The 16,979-nt window shown below is 53.9% G+C and carries 16 protein-coding genes and 1 riboswitch; of the genes, 7 read left to right on the top strand and 9 right to left on the bottom strand.

From position 1 onward, the window contains the following. Positions 1-33: 33 nt before the first annotated feature. Positions 34-1,509, top strand: a complete 1,476-nt coding sequence (locus ACYAC5_RS16490; protein ID WP_462062035.1) for a glycosyltransferase family 9 protein — start codon at positions 34-36, stop codon at positions 1,507-1,509. Between the two features lie 29 nt (positions 1,510-1,538). On the opposite strand, the gene parE is transcribed toward ACYAC5_RS16490, so the two are convergent. From parE to nudF, 5 genes are read right to left on the bottom strand one after another with little or no spacing between them, the layout of a single operon-like run. After that, positions 1,539-3,434, bottom strand: coding sequence for a DNA topoisomerase IV subunit B (gene parE / locus ACYAC5_RS16495; RefSeq protein WP_101762999.1), 1,896 nt, complete (start codon positions 3,432-3,434; stop codon positions 1,539-1,541). Between the two features lie 46 nt (positions 3,435-3,480). Then, a complete protein-coding gene (gene yqiA, locus ACYAC5_RS16500; RefSeq protein ID WP_101762998.1) occupies positions 3,481-4,062 on the bottom strand; it encodes an esterase YqiA in 582 nt (193 codons plus the stop codon). Between the two features lie 3 nt (positions 4,063-4,065). Continuing rightward, positions 4,066-4,893 (bottom strand): 3',5'-cyclic-AMP phosphodiesterase, encoded by an 828-nt coding sequence (cpdA, locus tag ACYAC5_RS16505; protein ID WP_192236279.1) that lies wholly within the window; start codon positions 4,891-4,893, stop codon positions 4,066-4,068. 44 nt (positions 4,894-4,937) lie between these two features. Then, a complete protein-coding gene (locus ACYAC5_RS16510) occupies positions 4,938-5,363 on the bottom strand; it encodes a DUF1249 family protein (protein WP_008103400.1) in 426 nt (141 codons plus the stop codon). Then, on the bottom strand, positions 5,360-5,995 hold the full coding sequence (gene nudF / locus ACYAC5_RS16515) for an ADP-ribose diphosphatase (protein ID WP_101762996.1): 636 nt from the start codon (positions 5,993-5,995) through the stop codon (positions 5,360-5,362). Before nudF ends, ACYAC5_RS16510 begins: the two co-directional genes overlap by 4 nt. Positions 5,996-6,020: 25 nt before the next feature. Between nudF and ACYAC5_RS16520 the strand changes: the two genes are divergently transcribed. From ACYAC5_RS16520 to ACYAC5_RS16535, 4 genes are all read left to right on the top strand, one after another. Further along, positions 6,021-6,212, top strand: coding sequence for a hypothetical protein (locus ACYAC5_RS16520; protein ID WP_225614418.1), 192 nt, complete (start codon positions 6,021-6,023; stop codon positions 6,210-6,212). Then, the gene (tolC, locus tag ACYAC5_RS16525; protein WP_462062036.1) at positions 6,209-7,681 is read left to right on the top strand and encodes an outer membrane channel protein TolC; all 1,473 of its coding nucleotides are present in this window, start codon (positions 6,209-6,211) and stop codon (positions 7,679-7,681) included. Before ACYAC5_RS16520 ends, tolC begins: the two co-directional genes overlap by 4 nt. A gap of 140 nt (positions 7,682-7,821) precedes the next feature. Continuing rightward, positions 7,822-8,496, top strand: coding sequence for a DUF1190 family protein (locus ACYAC5_RS16530; protein ID WP_061720467.1), 675 nt, complete (start codon positions 7,822-7,824; stop codon positions 8,494-8,496). Positions 8,497-8,504: 8 nt separating this feature from the next. After that, positions 8,505-9,668 (top strand): glutathionylspermidine synthase family protein, encoded by a 1,164-nt coding sequence (locus ACYAC5_RS16535; RefSeq protein WP_192412128.1) that lies wholly within the window; start codon positions 8,505-8,507, stop codon positions 9,666-9,668. A gap of 38 nt (positions 9,669-9,706) precedes the next feature. Here ACYAC5_RS16535 and ygiD read toward each other — a convergent pair whose 3' ends face one another. Continuing rightward, positions 9,707-10,492, bottom strand: a complete 786-nt coding sequence (ygiD, locus tag ACYAC5_RS16540; protein ID WP_462062037.1) for a 4,5-DOPA-extradiol-dioxygenase — start codon at positions 10,490-10,492, stop codon at positions 9,707-9,709. Between the two features lie 273 nt (positions 10,493-10,765). Here ygiD and ACYAC5_RS16545 point away from each other — a divergent pair, with 273 nt between their 5' ends. Continuing rightward, positions 10,766-11,149: a cell wall hydrolase gene (locus ACYAC5_RS16545; protein WP_110867311.1), complete on the top strand. Its 384-nt coding sequence runs from the start codon at positions 10,766-10,768 to the stop codon at positions 11,147-11,149. 59 nt (positions 11,150-11,208) lie between these two features. On the opposite strand, the gene ribB is transcribed toward ACYAC5_RS16545, so the two are convergent. Further along, entirely contained in the window at positions 11,209-11,865 is a 657-nt protein-coding gene (ribB, locus tag ACYAC5_RS16550; protein ID WP_312464405.1) for a 3,4-dihydroxy-2-butanone-4-phosphate synthase, read from the bottom strand. A gap of 105 nt (positions 11,866-11,970) precedes the next feature. Next, a riboswitch (FMN riboswitch) is annotated at positions 11,971-12,120 on the bottom strand. A gap of 171 nt (positions 12,121-12,291) precedes the next feature. On the opposite strand from ribB, the gene ubiK reads away from it, so the two are divergent. Then, entirely contained in the window at positions 12,292-12,597 is a 306-nt protein-coding gene (ubiK, locus tag ACYAC5_RS16555) for a ubiquinone biosynthesis accessory factor UbiK (protein ID WP_110867312.1), read from the top strand. 37 nt (positions 12,598-12,634) lie between these two features. Here ubiK and hldE read toward each other — a convergent pair whose 3' ends face one another. Continuing rightward, positions 12,635-14,059 carry a bifunctional D-glycero-beta-D-manno-heptose-7-phosphate kinase/D-glycero-beta-D-manno-heptose 1-phosphate adenylyltransferase HldE gene (hldE, locus tag ACYAC5_RS16560; protein ID WP_222185383.1) on the bottom strand — a complete coding sequence of 475 codons (1,425 nt, stop codon included), beginning with the start codon at positions 14,057-14,059 and terminating at the stop codon, positions 12,635-12,637. 59 nt (positions 14,060-14,118) lie between these two features. Then, entirely contained in the window at positions 14,119-16,977 is a 2,859-nt protein-coding gene (gene glnE, locus ACYAC5_RS16565) for a bifunctional [glutamate--ammonia ligase]-adenylyl-L-tyrosine phosphorylase/[glutamate--ammonia-ligase] adenylyltransferase (RefSeq protein ID WP_462062038.1), read from the bottom strand. Between the last annotated feature and the right edge of the window lie 2 nt (positions 16,978-16,979).

Genomic DNA, 16,979 nt, shown 5'->3' on the forward strand with positions numbered 1-16,979 from the left:
ATTACGCCACCTTATTAGCGGCAGGATATCACAATGCGCCATAAACCTCGGGTGGCTAACGATTTACGTCAGCAACAAGCGGTAACCCAGTTGCTGCAGCAAGGGCGACAGGAAGAAGCCTGGCGTAAGATTCGGGCGCACCTGACGCTTGCTCCCTACGATGGCTGGTTCCTTCATGAAGCCGCACGGCTTGCACGGCGCAACGGCGATCTGGATACGGCGCAGCGCTATTATCAGCGGGCGCTAAAACTTGCGCCAAAAGATGCGGGATTACTCAACGGTCTTGGCCTAACCCATTATGACGCCGGGTGCTGGAGCGAGGCGGAAGCCTGTTATCAGGCTGCGCTGCAATCACATATGGGCTATGCCGCCTGTCACAATAACTACGCTATTTTGCTGCATAAACAGCAGCGCTATCACCTTGCTTTAGATCAGTATCGACTGGCGCTGCAGAGCCAGCCTGATTATACCGAAGCCCGCTATGGCATAAGTACGTTGCTAGCGCACATGGGCCAGCTACAAGAAGCAGAAAGTCAGATGCAGCAAGTGCTGCAAGTGCGTGACGCCGATCAACGTTGCCGAAATTCGCTCGGCATGGTTCAGCTACAACAAGGCAACTTCGCTGCTGGCTGGTCTAACTATCAGGCGCGTTATGCGTCCGATAATCCCGATCGCTTCTTTACCTTACCGAAACTCCCTATTCGCTACTGGCAAGGAGAGGATCTGCGCGGCAAAACGCTGTTGGTACGGACCGAGCAAGGCATGGGGGACGAAATTCAGTTCTGTCGTTATCTCACACGCGTTAAAACTGAGAAGCATGCGGTAAAAGTGAACATGCTGGGTAGCAAGTCCTTAAAATCATTGATGGTTACGCTGCCGCACCTCGATAATTATCTGACACGGGAAGATGTACAACACACGTTGCCACCGGCAGATTACTGGTGCTCTCTACTGGATTTACCGCAGCACTTCCTCAACTCAACACAGCCCTTTAGCGCGCATCATCCCTATCTGTTTAGCTCTGTAGAACAACAGGCGAGGTGGCCGATTAAGGGGAACGGGAAAAAAATTGGTATCGTATGGAAAGGCTCTAGCGGGCATAAGAATGATAGCCAACGATCGCTTGCGCACCTTTCACAGTTTGCACCTTTATTTGACCTGCCTGATATCAACTGGATTAGCCTGCAAAAAGGTGCAGGTGAAGAGGAAATCGCTGACTTCCCACACATACAGCCGCTTGGTGCCCAATTCACTGATTATCAGGATACCGCCGCGGTCATTTCACAACTGGATTTGGTGATTGGTGTAGATACGTCGGTGATTCACTTAGCGGGGGCGATGGGGATACCTTGCTGGGTATTACTTCCCGCCTGGGCGCGAGACTGGCGCTGGTTGGAAAATCGCGATGAATCGCCGTGGTATCCGCAAATGAGATTGTTTGGGCGCGGGCAGGATGAAGCGTGGAGCACGGTTATTACGCGGGTTAAACAGGCATTACAGCAGCAATAAAACAGGGACGCCGCGGCGTCCCTGTTTTTTTACACTTCGAGGTCGGCTAAATCGCCTTTCTCTTGCAGCCAGTTGCGGCGGTCTTCCGAGCGTTTCTTCGCCAGCAGCATGTCCATCACGCGTAGGGTTTGGTCGACATCCTCATCACTTATCGTCAATTGCACCAGACGACGCGTATTCGGATCAAGCGTGGTTTCGCGCAGCTGCAGCGGGTTCATTTCACCCAAGCCCTTAAAACGCTGCACATTCGGCTTACCTTTCTTGCGCTTCAACTGGTCCAGCACGCCCTCTTTCTCATCTTCATCCAGGGCGTAATAGACTTCTTTGCCGAGATCGATGCGATACAGCGGCGGCATCGCCACGTACACATGGCCGTGTTGCACCAACGTACGGAAATGCTTCACAAACAGCGCGCACAGCAGCGTGGCAATGTGCAGACCATCGGAGTCCGCATCCGCGAGGATACAGATTTTGCCGTAACGCAGTTGGCTCAGATCTTCGCTGTCAGGATCGATACCGATCGCCACTGAAATATCATGCACTTCCTGTGAGGCCAGCACTTCGTCCGAAGAGACTTCCCAGGTATTGAGGATCTTACCTTTCAGCGGCATGATCGCCTGATAATCACGATCGCGCGCTTGCTTGGCGGAACCGCCCGCAGAATCCCCTTCGACGAGGAACAGTTCGGTTTTGTTCAAATCTTGTGCGGTGCAGTCAGCCAGTTTGCCCGGCAGCGCCGGGCCGCTGGTGAGTTTTTTACGCACCACTTTCTTCGCGGCGCGCATGCGGCGCTGCGCGCTGGAGATTGCCAGCTCGGCCAGCATTTCAGCCGCCTGCACGTTTTGATTCAGCCACAGGCTGAAGGCATCTTTGACCACCGCGGAGACGAATGCCGCACACTGACGCGACGACAGGCGCTCTTTAGTCTGACCGGCAAACTGTGGATCCTGCATCTTCACCGACAGCACGTATGCACAGCGATCCCAGATATCTTCTGCCGACAGCTTCACGCCGCGCGGCAGAATATTGCGGTATTCGCAAAACTCGCGCATGGCATCCAGCAAGCCCTGACGCAAGCCGTTGACGTGCGTGCCGCCTTGCATGGTTGGGATCAGGTTAACGTAGCTTTCTGTTAGCAGCTCTCCGCCTTCCGGCAGCCACAGCAGCGCCCAATCCACCGCTTCCACATCGCCAGCAAAACTGCCCACAAAGGGTTTTTCCGGCAGCGTGGGTAAGCCGTCAACCGCTTCACACAGGTAATCGGTCAGGCCATCCTGATACATCCAGGTTTGTTCGGTGTCGTTGACCTTGTCTTTAAAAACAATTTCAACGCCCGGACAAAGCACGGCTTTGGCTTTTAACAGATGTGATAAACGAGAAACCGAGAAACGCGGGCTATCAAAGAAGCTTTCATCTGGCCAGAAGTGCACGCTGGTACCGGTATTGCGTTTACCGACGGTGCCGGTAACCGTAAGATCCTGCACCTTGTCGCCATTTTCGAAGGCAATCTGGTAGATTTCGCCGTTACGTCGCACGGTAACTTCCACGCGCTTCGACAAGGCGTTAACCACCGAGATCCCGACGCCGTGCAAGCCGCCTGAGAACTGATAGTTTTTGTTGGAGAATTTGCCGCCCGCATGCAGGCGACAAAGAATCAGCTCAACCGCTGGCACGCCTTCTTCCGGATGGATATCCACTGGCATGCCACGACCATCATCAATAACTTCCAGCGACTGGTCGGCATGAAGAATGACTTCCACGCGTTTAGCGTGACCGGCCAGCGCCTCATCGACGCTGTTATCGATCACCTCCTGGCCCAGGTGGTTCGGGCGCGTGGTATCGGTGTACATCCCCGGACGACGACGCACCGGTTCAAGGCCGGTCAGGACCTCAATGGCATCGGCATTATAGCTTGATTGGCTCATCGTAAATGTCTGATTAGCAATAGGAAAATGGCCCCACTTCGCAAGGTCACTGGGCGTTTAATCCCAGAAAATCAACGATCTGTGCGAAATGGCGTTCGAATCCGATATAGGCATGATTGCCGCCCTCTTCAACCGTCTGGCGGCATGCGCTGTAATACTCCAGCGCCTGGCGATAATCGAGTATTTCATCGCCGGTTTGTTGCAGCAGCCAGAGTAAATCGGGCGCTTCAAGAGGGTCAATCTGCATTACTTTCAGATCGTAAATGTGGCGAGACTCTAACACATATTGCTGGCCGGTGTAGGGATTACGGTTTTCGCCGAGGTAATCCACCAGCAGCTCAAACGGCCGTACGGCGGGATTAACCACCACCGCTGGCAACATAAAACACTGCGACAGCCAGGTAGCAAAATAGCCGCCCAGCGACGATCCCACCAATCCCAGCGGTTCACCGGCATATTGCATCACCAGATCTTCCAGCATGCTGGCGGCTTCAGACGGAAACGTCGGTAGTTGCGGCACCATCACATTAATATGCGGATGCTGTTCGTTGAGCCACTGCTGCAGCTGCGTGGCTTTCGCCGATTGCGGGGAACTGTTGAAGCCATGCAGATAGATCAGCGCCGCCATTGCTTAGTAGCCCTCGGAATCAAGATCGGGGCGGAACATGTCACTTTGCAGGCGGTTCACTTCGGTCTGCAGCGAGCCGTCGGGCTGCAAGGTAAGCCAACGCCAGCCCGGCGCCAGCGTATCAATGGTGAAGTTAGTGCAATGCGGTTTGAACTGGACGCAGGTTGATGGTGAAGCCATCACGCGGCGACCATGCCAGTCGAGATCGAGCTCCTGATGAATATGGCCGCACACCAGATTGCGTGCGCGTGGGAAGTGCTGCAGTACCGCTTCCAGCTGATGCGGATTGCGCAAGCTGTGCTGATCTAACCAGGTACATCCGGAAGCCAGCGGGTGATGATGCAGCAGTACCAAAGTGTGGCGTTCCGGGTACTTGCTAAGTGCGGTGTGTAGCCACTCCAGCTGGTACTCGCTCAACATGCCGTGTGGCACACCAAATACCTGGCTATCGAGCAGCACCAGTTGCCAGTGATCGCCCAAAAGAACGTGCTTGTCAGATTTGATGCCCGCGTCGGCCAGCGTATCCACCATTGCCGGCTGAAAATCGTGATTTCCCGGCAGCCAGACGCAAGGTTTTGGCAGACGATTAATGCCTGCTACAAAGTGTTGGTAAGCTTCGACGGTGTGATCCTGAGCGAGATCGCCAGTGGCGATAATCAGATCATACTGACGCTGTTGTACTTCAATAGCATCCAGTACCGCATCAAAACTCGACCAGGTATTTACCCCAAGCAGCGATTGATGTTTTCCGGCGAAAAGATGGGTATCCGTGATTTGTAAAATCCTGATATCAGACCCATCTTGCGCAGGAAGAGTTAGCAGGCTATCCAAAGCGTTTCCTTAATCTCCACGCCATCGTTGCGCTTTTTACGCTATCAGCAAACCGGTACTGCCACAGCGCCATGCGCTAAGCAGTAACGTAACCAATCCGCAAGGAACTGGTTAATCTGATGTTTTTCATCGCGCTGATGCAGTTTTTTATTAGGATAATCATAGCGCGCTTTAAATCGGTAGATCTGTTTAGTGGAACACACTTCAGCGACCATCGCATCATGGTAGAGCCGCACCGACATAGAAGGCAGGCTCCAGTAACTCACTGCGGGCGCCACCTGACGCACTTCCACCAGCGTGGTGTAACGCGTCGATTCTTCGATGGTGAGCTGATAGCTGGCGCCATTCACCTGATAAATCACCGATGCGCCTGCCTCGTCATTACGCGGCAGCAGGCGACGCAGCTGGGCGAAATTGGTTTCGCACAGGCGCATCATTTCGGGAAAGTCAGGGGTATAGCGCTGTTTCATTTTAGCTTCCACTCTTGTCGTAGTTTTTCATGGTGCAACGCCAGCCATTGCAAGGCGATGACAGATGCCGCGTTATCAATAATCCCCTCTTCCACCCAGCGATAAGCTTGTTCGCGGCTCACCACATGGACAAGAATATCCTCATTCTCTTCCTCCAGCCCGTGATTTCCCTCTGCCAGGCTGGCATCCACTTCGCCCACCAGCACCGATAAACGTTCAGACGTTCCGCCGGGGCTGGCTAAGTAATTCACTATCGGTTTGACGCGGCCAACCTTAAGGCCAGCCTCTTCTACCGCCTCACGTCGTGCGACATCTTCTGGTGTTTCGCCAGGTTCGATGATGCCAGCCACCATTTCCAGCAGCCAGGGCGTTGGGCTGGAATCAAAAGCGGGAATGCGGATCTGTTCGATCAGTACCACTTCATCACGCAAGGGATCATAGGGTAGCAGCACGGCGGCGTGTCCGCGCTCAAAAACTTCGCGCACCACTTCACCACTCATTTCGCCATTAAAACGACGGTGGCGGAAACGGTAGCTGACGATGGAAAAAAAACCATCGTAACGCGTTTCGCGTGCAATAATTTCTACATCGTTTTTTGTGAAAGTCACAGGGGATTTTTTTTCACTCGCCATCGTCTGATTCCTTATGCAGATTGGGATGGAGCAAAGAAAAGCCAAGTCTACCGCTCCGTCCGAGTGGTTCTTTTTGAATTATTTACGTAAATTAGGGGAAGAAGGCACGTTCAGCCAACTTATCTCTGACGCCGCCTCTGTAGAATCGGCGATTATTTTTTTGGCTTACCTGCAGCACTACCAGTGCATTTTGCTGCAACAAAAGGAATGCAAATGAAAAAACTGCTCCCACTTTTTATTGGGCTGACTCTGGGCGGATTCAGCCTTGCCAGCCAGGCAGAAAACCTGTTGCAGGTCTATCAGCAGGCGCGCCTTAGCAACCCCGATCTGCGATCTTCTGCCGCTAACCGCGACGCTGCATTTGAGAAAATCAATGAAGCGCGTAGTCCATTATTGCCGCAGTTAGGCTTGGGCGCAGATTACAAATATGACAATGGCTACCGTGACAGCAGCGGACTTCATTCCAACACGACCAGCGCCTCTCTGCAATTAACTCAAACTATTTTCGATATGTCGAAATGGCGTGCGCTGTCGCTGCAGGAAAAACAGGCCGGTATTCAGGATGTTACCTATCAGGTTGCTCAGCAAGACCTGATTCTTAACACGGCGACTGCCTATTTTAACGTGTTAAAGGCAATCGACACGCTTTCTTACACCGAAGCACAGAAACAATCTATCTACCGCGAACTGGATCAAACCACGCAGCGCTTTAACGTGGGTTTGGTCGCGATTACTGACGTGCAGAACGCCCGTGCACAGTATGACACCGTGCTGGCTAACGAAGTGACCGCACGTAACAACCTCGATAATGCGGTGGAATCGCTGCGTCAGATTACCGGCATGGATTATCTGTCGCTGGCTTCATTGAATATCGATCGTTTCAAAACCGCGCGTCCAGATGCTGTGGCCAGCCTGCTGAAAGAAGCGGAAAGCCGCAACCTGACCTTGCTCTCTGCGCGACTGAGCCAGGATTTGGCTCGTGAGCAGATTCGTTCAGCTGAAACCGGCCACATGCCGACGCTGGATTTGACCGCCTCAACCGGTATGTCGAACAACAAATATGGTGGCAGTCGCGCCAATCAGAGCACTGGCAGCACCGATTCCATCACAGGTTCTAACCAGGTTGGCTTGAGCTTCACCATGCCACTTTACAGCGGCGGCTCGGTCACCTCGCAGGTGAAACAGGCGCAGTACAACTATGTCGCGGCCAGCGAACAGCTGGAAGGCGCGCATCGTAGCGCGGTTCAGACGGTGCGTTCATCATTCAATAACGTGAATGCCTCAATCAGCAGCATTGATGCTTATAAGCAGGCCGTTGTCTCTGCACAAAGCTCACTGGATGCGATGGAAGCCGGGTATCAGGTCGGTACGCGTACCATCGTCGATGTGCTGGATGCGACCACCACGCTGTTCAATGCTAAACAGCAGCTTTCTGATGCGCGTTATAGCTATCTGATCAACCAGCTGAATATCAAATATGCGCTGGGTACGCTGAACGAGCAGGATCTGCAGCAGCTGAACAGCACGCTGGGCAAAGAGATCACCACAACACCTGAAGTGGTGGCGCCGGAGAATAACCAGCAGGCCGCGCGTGTGGATAACGGTCCGAAAGCTTCATCGCCTTCAACTGCCGCACAAGCCCGTCCAGCTGCCGCACGCAGCAGCGGAAATCCATTCGGTAATTAATTCCCCAGGGGGCCGTATGCGGCCCCTTTCGCATTCAATCGTATAGCTACGTAAAGATCCTTTCCCCATCTGGCTTCGCGCTTCATTTTCCACCGCTCATCCCCTATCCTTACCCCACCTTTGGGCACAGGATGAAAATAATGAAACGGACGAAAAATATTCGCCATGCCGCTTTTCGTAAAAGCTGGCAGGCACGCCACTTAACGCCAGTCGCCTTTGCCGTTAGCGCAGTGTTTATGCTGGCAGGCTGCGAGCAGAGTGACGAAACGGTGTCGCTCTATCAAAACGCGGATGATTGCGCCAAAGCCAATCCAGGCCAGAGCGCGCAATGTACCACTGCGTATAACAACGCACAGAAAGAAGCCGAACGTACCGCGCCAAAATACGCTACACGCGAAGATTGTGTGGCTGAGTTTGGTGAAAACCAATGCCAGCAAACGCCTGCACAAGCGGGTGTAGGCACCACCGCAAACAATGCTGAAGCTCAGCAAAGCGGTAGCTTCTGGATGCCGTTGATGGCCGGTTACATGATGGGACGCATGATGAGCGGTGGTGCAGGCTTTGCCCAGCAGCCCCTGTTCTCGCCAAAAAATCCGAACAGCCCGGCAAACGGTAAATTTGTTGATGCTGCGGGTAAAAACTACGGTAATGCCACATCGGGCCGCACCATCAACGTGCCGAAAACAGCAATGGCGCCGAAACCCGCGACCACTTCCACCATTACGCGTGGCGGCTTTGGTGACAGCGTGGCAAAACAAAACACCATGCAGCGCAGCAGTGCTTCTGGCACCGGCAGCCGCTCGCTGGGAGGCTAAGCCGCAGCATGCAACGTATTGCAATCCCCGAACGTCCAGACTGGCGTGAAAAAGCCGCGGAGTATGGTTTTCAGTTTCACACCATGTATGGCGAACCTTACTGGTGTGAAGATGCGTACTACCAATTCACGCTAGCGCAGGTTGAACAGCTTGAGGATACCACCGCCGAACTGCACCAGATGTCTTTGCAGGCGGTGGAAAAAGTGGTGAACAGTGACGAGCTGCTCACCCGTTTCTGTATTCCTAAGCACACCTGGGACTTTGTGCGTGATTCCTGGAAGTTGCGCCAGCCTTCGCTCTATTCGCGCCTCGATCTGGCATGGGATGGCAAAGGTGACGCTAAGCTGCTGGAAAACAACGCTGATACACCAACCTCGCTGTATGAAGCCGCCTTCTTTCAGTGGATTTGGCTGGAAGACCAGGTCAAAGCGGGCAATCTGCCGCAGGGCAGCGACCAGTTCAACAGCCTGCAAGAGAAGCTGATTGAGCGCTTCGCCACGCTGCATCAGCAGTTCGGTTTCAACTGGCTACACTTCTCCTGCTGCCGTGATACTGAGGAAGATCGCGCCACGGTGCAATATCTGCAGGACTGCGCCACTGAAGCCGGCTTGCCGAGCGAGTTTCTCTATATTGACGAGATTGGATTGGGTGAAAGAGGCCAGTTTACCGACGTAAACGATCAGGTCATCAGCAATCTGTTTAAGCTCTACCCGTGGGAATTCATGCTGCGCGAAGTGTTTTCCACCAAGCTGGCGGATGCGGGCGTGCGTTGGCTGGAGCCGGCCTGGAAAAGCATCATTTCCAATAAAGCGTTGTTACCGCTGCTGTGGGAAATGTTCCCTAATCATCCCAATTTGCTGCCCGCTTACTTTGCCGATGATAAGAACGCGCCGCAGATGGATAAGTACGTGGTGAAACCGCTGTTTTCACGCGAAGGTGCCAATATTCGTATCATTGAAAACGGTCAGGAGATCGCCCGCGCCGATGGTCCGTATGGCGAAGAAGGCATGATTATCCAGCAGTTCTATCAGCTACCGAAATTTGGTGATAGCTATACCTTGATCGGCAGTTGGCTGATTGACGATCAACCTGCGGGCATCGGCTTACGCGAAGATCGTGCCTTGATCACGCAGGATCTGTCGCGCTTCTATCCGCATACCTTTGTTGAGTAAAGGCTGTGCCGCCCGCACTCTTCGGGCGGCCTTGCGCATTAGCCAATCTGCACTGACATCATGCTGATCGCCCCCAACTCCATCCCTTCCACAGGAATGCTGATCGCTTCATCAGCGGCACGCGCGCCAAGAATATAGAGCAGCGGTAAATAGTGTTCAGGCGTTGGGTTCGAAAGCTGTGCATCCGGATGCTGCATAAAGTTTACCAATGGGTGATCTGCTGCCTCACCGTGGAAATCCAGATTCTCACGTACAAACTGATTAAAGCTCTCCGCCCACGGATACGCGGTTTCTGCGCCCTGCCAGCGCAGCATACGCAGATTGTGCACCACGTTACCGCTGGCCACGATCATCACACCCTCATATCGTAATGACGCCAGCTTTTGCCCCAAGGCGTAGTGCCATTCAGCAGGTTTAGTGCCGTCGATACTCAGTTGCACCACTGGGATGTCGGCATCGGGATACATTTTTGCCAGCCCCCCCCAGGAACCATGATCAAAACCCCACTCCTGATCGGCATGAACGGCGATCGGAGCCAGTAAATTCATCACTTGCTGAGCCAGTTCTGGCGATCCTGGCGCGGGATAGCGCACATCAAATAGCGCCTGTGGGAAACCACCAAAATCATGGATAGTGCGCGGATTATTCATCGCCGTCACCGCCGTGCCGCGTGTGTACCAGTGCGCCGAAACCGCGAGAATCGCACGTGGACGCGGCAAGGTTGCGCCCAATTGCTGCCAGGTTTGGGTATAACGATTATCTTCCAGTACGTTCATCGGGCTGCCGTGACCAAGGAACAGCGCAGGCATGCGTGTAGTGCTCATGATTAATCCTTTGACGAAGTGTCGCTTTGTTAACCGCTACGATACGCGCTTTCGCTGGGGGATTAACGCTGATAAGTATGATGGTCTCTGTCAGAGAATTTGAATGATATAGGGCGGATAAATTCGACACAGGTTAGGTCTTAATATTGCACGCGCGCCTCTTGGGTATCAGTGATATAGCCCGCACCTAAGACCGAGCGAGACCAGTCTTGTTACATCCAATCAATCTACTTCTTAAACTCCATTCGGTTTTAGAAAGATGAGTTGGAATTTATGTTAATTCAGGGAGCAATATTGTGCCTGGCGATGAATATCTACCATGAAGCGCGTGGCGAACCGATTAAAGGACAAATAGCCGTTGGTACGGTGACCATGAACCGCGCCAATTGGGATGTCAAAGAGATCTGCCCTGTGGTGTATGCACCTAAGCAGTTCTCCTGGACGTCTCTCAAAAAGCATCCTTATCGTTATCCACCACATGAAGATAAAAGCTGGCAACGCGCCAGAAAGCTGGCACAGAAGATTGTTGAAGGGGAATTACAGGACGTAACGAAAGGCGCGACCTTTTTCCATGCACATCATGCTAAACCGGCCTGGCGTCATACCTTTCAGCGTACAGTAGTAATTGGCAATCACGTGTTTTATGCCAATCGTTAAAACAAAAAAAAGAGGCCAGATAGATATCTATCCGGCCTCTTTCTTCTGTATTAATTCAGTTAGCTGGCGTGACGCGTTTCACGCTGACGGCGATACGCCACCAAATCTTCAATGGTGACGACCGGCATATCATGTTGCTTAGCAAACACGATCGCTTCTGGCGCGTGCGCCATGCTGCCATCATCATTGGTTAATTCGCACAATACGCCTGCAGGTTTAAATCCCGCCAGCGTCACCAGATCGATAGTCGCTTCGGTGTGTCCATCACGTGACAGAACACCGCCTTCACGCGCACGCAGCGGGAAAACATGGCCCGGACGGTTAAGGTCTGAAGGCTTCGCGCCATCAGCCACCGCAGCGCGAATCGTGGTGATGCGATCGGCGGCAGAAACGCCGGTGGTCACACCGCTTGCAGCTTCAATTGTCACCGTGAAACCGGTGCCGTAAGCGCTGGTGTTAGTTTCCACCATCATTGGCAGCTCAAGCTGCTGACGGCGCTCTTCGGTGATGCAGAGGCACACAATACCGCTGCCGTGACGGATGGTTAATGCCATCTGTTCAACGGTCATGGTTTCTGCCGGGAAGATCATGTCACCTTCGTTTTCACGATTTTCATCGTCGAGCACCATTACACCGCGGCCGTTGCGCAGCGCATCAATGGCGCGCTCTACACGCTGTTCAGGCGTGCCAAATTCAGAAAGAAGCGTCTGATTCATGGTAAAAAAACCTTATAAAATATGAGTTACCAGAACCAGGGCGTGCTTAGGAGTGCGTACAAAACACATGGCAAAAACGTGACGCGGGCAAAGCCCGGCTGATGTCGTTACCCTCTCCCATCCGGACTCTAACCGTCGGCTCCGGAATTACACCGGATCTGCTGACCTCTCACATTACTGTGAGAGCGCTCGCGGGCTTTCAGCGAGAGCTGATTTACCGCCGGTGGGGAATTTCGCCCCGCCCTGAGAATAAGCGAACAAACTATAACGCCAATCATCTGGTCGGGCAATCGACAAAAGTGCAAATGCTTTTGCATTTCCTGCGTTGCGGATTTCAGGTTTAACCTTTTCGTTTCAGGCATTACACTTAATAGCTATTGAGTCCGAACACGCGCAGCTATCGGCCACCGTAACCAGGAAATAATCATGATCGACACGAAAAAAATTGAACAACTGGCTCGCCAGGTACATGAAGCGATGCCGAAAGGGATTCGCGATTTTGGCGATGATGTCGAAAAGAAAATCCGTCAGGTATTGCAGGCGCAGTTGACGCGCATGGACCTGGTTAATCGTGAAGAGTTTGATGTGCAGACGCAGGTACTGCTGCGCACGCGCGAGAAATTAGCTGCGCTGGAACAGCGCCTGGCGAAGTTAGAAAGTGAAAGTCCAGCGGCACCCGCGCCGGCGATCGTCACGCCAGATCCCGCTGGGAAAATTGATACTCCGCAGTAAGCTCATTGGCGGGAGTTTTCCTCCCGCCTATTCACACTTAATGACTGCGAATAGTTTTGATGATGTTGCTGGTTGAGATGCCATCTTCAAAGTTCAGTACGCGCACGTCACCGCCGTTCGCCCACACTTCTTTGCTTCCCGCAATATCTTCCGGCTTGTAGTCACCGCCTTTTACTAGCAGATCCGGCAGCACTCCCGCAATCAGACGTTGTGGCGTATCCTCTTCAAACAGCACCACCCAATCCACCGCTTCCAGCGCACCCAGCACAATCATGCGGTTTTCTTGCGGATTGACCGGACGCGTTTCGCCTTTCAGACGCTTAGTTGAGGCATCACTGTTAACAGCGACAATCAGGCGATCGCCCAGCTTGCGCGCGTTCGCCAGGTAAGAAACATGGCCAGCGTGCAGGATGTCAAACACGCCGTTGGTCATCACCACTTTCTCACCACGCTGACGCGCTAGCGCAACAGCGGCTTTCAGCTCCGCTTCGGTCATCACACCAAATCCCGTTTCCGGACGGGCGTGAATGGCATTTTCCAGCTCAACAGTGCTGACAGTGGAAGTACCGAGCTTACCGACGACAACGCCAGCAGCAGCGTTGGCAAGGAAACAGGCTTCTTCCAGGCTGTCACCAGCCGCCAGCACCGCGGCTAGCACGCCAATCACCGTATCGCCCGCACCGGTCACGTCATACACTTCCTGCGCCTGCGTAGGCAGATGCAGCGGCGCTTTGCCCGGCTGCAGCAGCGTCATACCGTTTTCAGAACGGGTTACCAACAGCGCGGAGAGCTCATAATCCGCGATTAACTGCATGCCACGGCTGACAATCTCTTCCACGGTTTTGCATTTACCCACAACCGCTTCGAATTCAGACAAATTCGGTGTCAGCAGCGTTGCACCGCGATAACGTTCAAAATCAGTGCCTTTAGGATCAATCAGCACCGGCACTTTAGCTTCACGCGCCAGTTGAATCATGGTCTGCACACTGTTCAACGCGCCTTTGGCGTAGTCAGACAACACCAGCGCACCCGCTTGCGTCAGCGATTGACGCATACGATCGTGAATCGGCTGCGGATCAATCTCCTCAAAACCCTCTTCGAAATCGAGGCGAATCAGCTGCTGATTGCGCGAAAGCACGCGCAATTTGGTGATGGTTGGATGGCTTTGTACCGCCACAAAATCACAGTCGACGTTGACCTTTTGCAGGGTTTCGCTCAACACGCGCGCGGCATCATCGGCGCCGGTCAAGCCAATCAGCCGTGATGCTGCACCGAGCGCAGCAATGTTCATGGCGACGTTTGCCGCGCCGCCTGGACGCTCTTCAATGGTATCCACTTTCACCACCGGCACCGGCGCTTCCGGGGAAATACGGCTGGTTGGGCCATACCAATAGCGATCTAACATCACATCGCCGACGACCAGCACAGTGGCCTTGCCAAAAGTGGGCAGTGTTACTTTCATTCAGAGACTCCAACACGGTCAAAATAATGCGCGGGATATTACCACATAAGCCATCAGGCTCACTGTTCCGCGCTGTCAGATTGGATACCGCTTAACCAACGCTGCCAACTGTTGTTGACCACCGCGCGTTCAGCGACAAAGGCTTCAGGCGCCACATGGCCCGGTAATTCCTGCAATGCCAGATGGTGCAGCGCATCACGCAGCGTGACGTACGCATGCGTCAAAGCCTGCGCCTCTTCATCCGGCATAATGCCATGACGCGCCATCAATTCGAAAATGCGGACATTATCCGACCAACGCGTCAACGCTGGCTGATCGGCCGCGTAGCTTAAGACAAGGTATTGCGCGATGAATTCAATGTCGGTGATCCCGCCCTCATCGGTCTTAATTTCCCAGCGACCTTTCTGTTTGTTGCTGAGATGAGCCCGCATTTTTTCGCGCATTTCACGCACTTCTTTTTGCAACGTCTCAACGTCTCGCGGCAGGCAAAGAACGTTACGGCGGATTTCATCAAAGCGTTCACAGAGCGCAGGTTCGCCAAACACGATGCGCGCGCGCACCAGCGCCTGATGTTCCCAGGTCCATGCTTCGCTGCGCTGGTATTCGTTGAAAGCGGAAAAAGTACTGACCAGCATACCCGCCGCGCCAGAAGGACGCAGACGCGCATCCACTTCATACAAAATGCCGGACGACGTGCGCGTGCTAAACAGATGCATTACACGCTGCGCCAGGCGCAGATAGAACTGGCGACCATCAATGACGCGCTCGCCATCGGTTTCCGCATCATCCGGACAATCATGCAGGAACACCAAATCAAGGTCAGAGCTGTAACCCAGCTCCCAACCACCCAGCTTGCCATAACCGACAACCGCAAAACCGCGCTCACTGTCGCTAGTCAAATGCGATGGACGACCATATCGCTGCACCATCATCTGCCAGGCTTGCTGCACCACGGATTCAATAATCGCTTCTGCCAGCCAGGTTAAGTGATCGCTCACTTTCATTACGGGTAGCGTTTCAGCAATATCGGCAGCGGCGATGCGCAGATGCTGCGCCTGTTTAAACTGGCGCAATGCTTCCAACTGCTGCTCTTCGTCATCGGTGGGAATACGCAGCAGATATTGGCGCAGTTCGTCGCGGTAAGCGTCGGTTGCGGTAGGTTGATACAGCGTTGCGGGATCGAGTAACTCATCCAGCAGCAGCGGATAGCGCGCCAATTGGCTGGCAACCATTGGTGACGCGGCACACAGACGAATCAGATGACGCAGCGCGCCATGATATTCGGTGAGTAATTCCAGATAAGTGCTGCGCGTCAGCACGCCCAGCAACAACGGCGTCAGACGATTCAGCAGCACATCGGCATCTTCGCGCGGACAAACTTCACTGAGCAGACGCGGCATCAACTGGTCGAGCGCCAGACGACCACGCGGACCAATAGTCCGGCGGCTCACATCCTGGCGGAAGTTGTTCAACGCGTTGTAAAGCGCGTGACGCTGCGCATCGTCCAATTGCGGTACCACCGGGATGAGATCGCTCTCTTCCAGCGCGTCCTGCCACAGCCCGGCAAACTCGGCCAACTGCGGCTGATCGTCGACATCCGGTGCATCGTCGCCAATCAGCTCGTCAAAGATGGCGCGCACACCGGCCATTTGCAGCTCAAGCTGCGCCATCAGCGCGGTCCAGTCTGCCGCGCCCATCGCCCAGGCTAAGCGCTGGCGGTCGAGCTCGTTCTCTGGCAGCGTTTGCGTTTGCTCGTCATTAATGCTTTGCAGCAGGTTTTCCAGCCGACGCAGGAACAAATAGGCTTCACGTAGATGATCGACCTGTTTCTGACTTAACAAAGCCAGCTGACCAATTGCTTTGAGCGTAGGGAGCAAGGAGCGCAGTTGTAGTGAGCGCTCACGTCCGCCGCGAATCAGCTGGAACACCTGCACAATGAATTCCGTTTCACGAATGCCGCCGGCGCCGAGCTTAATGTTGTCTTTCAAGCCGCGTCGACGCACCTCGCGCGCAATCATGCCCTTCATGTTACGCAGCGATTGAATCACGCTGAAATCGATATAGCGGCGATAGACGAACGGCCGCAGCATTTGCTGCAATTCCTGGCTCCAGTGGCCGTGATCGTCGCCCATCAGCCGGGCTTTGACCATCGCATAGCGTTCCCAGTCGCGGCCTTGCTCCTGATAATAATCTTCCAGTGCCGCGAAACTCAGCACCAGCGGACCGCTATCACCAAACGGACGCAGGCGCATGTCCACGCGATAGACAAATCCATCCACCGTTGGTTGATCGAGCACTTTGATCAGCCGCTGCCCCATGCGCGTGAAGAATTGCGCATTGTCGAGCTCGCGCCGTCCACCTTGGGTTACGCCGTTTTCCGGCCAGGCAAAAATCAGATCGATATCAGAAGAGAAGTTGAGTTCACAGCCGCCGAGTTTACCCATGCCGAGAATCAGCATCGGCTGGGCTTCACCCGCTTCATTGCATGGCGTACCAAAGTCGCGGCTGCAATCCTGCCAAACCCAGTCGCGCGCGGCAGCGATGAGGATTTCCGCCAGCGTGCTGAGTTGCTGCAAACTTTGTTCGGTAGTGGCATGTTGCAGCGCCTGCATCCAGGCGATGCGCACCAGCATATGACGACGGAACAAACGCAGTTCACGCATCAGGGAGGTTTCATTTTCAACTGAGTGCAGCACGTCATTCAGCCAGCGGGCATAGTGCTGCCACTCATCTGGCGCAGGCGCTTGCTGTTGCAGATGATGCCACCATTCGGGATGCTGCTGCAGGTTATCGAGGATAAAGTCACTAAAGGTCAGCGCGCCCGCCTGTTCTGGCGTGAACGCTGAGGATGGCAAATTAAGTCGCTCTGCCACATTAGCCAACTGCGCCTGCATGAGCGCCGGTAACGGTAACAACATCT

Source organism: Pantoea sp. y20 (assembly GCF_054903455.1).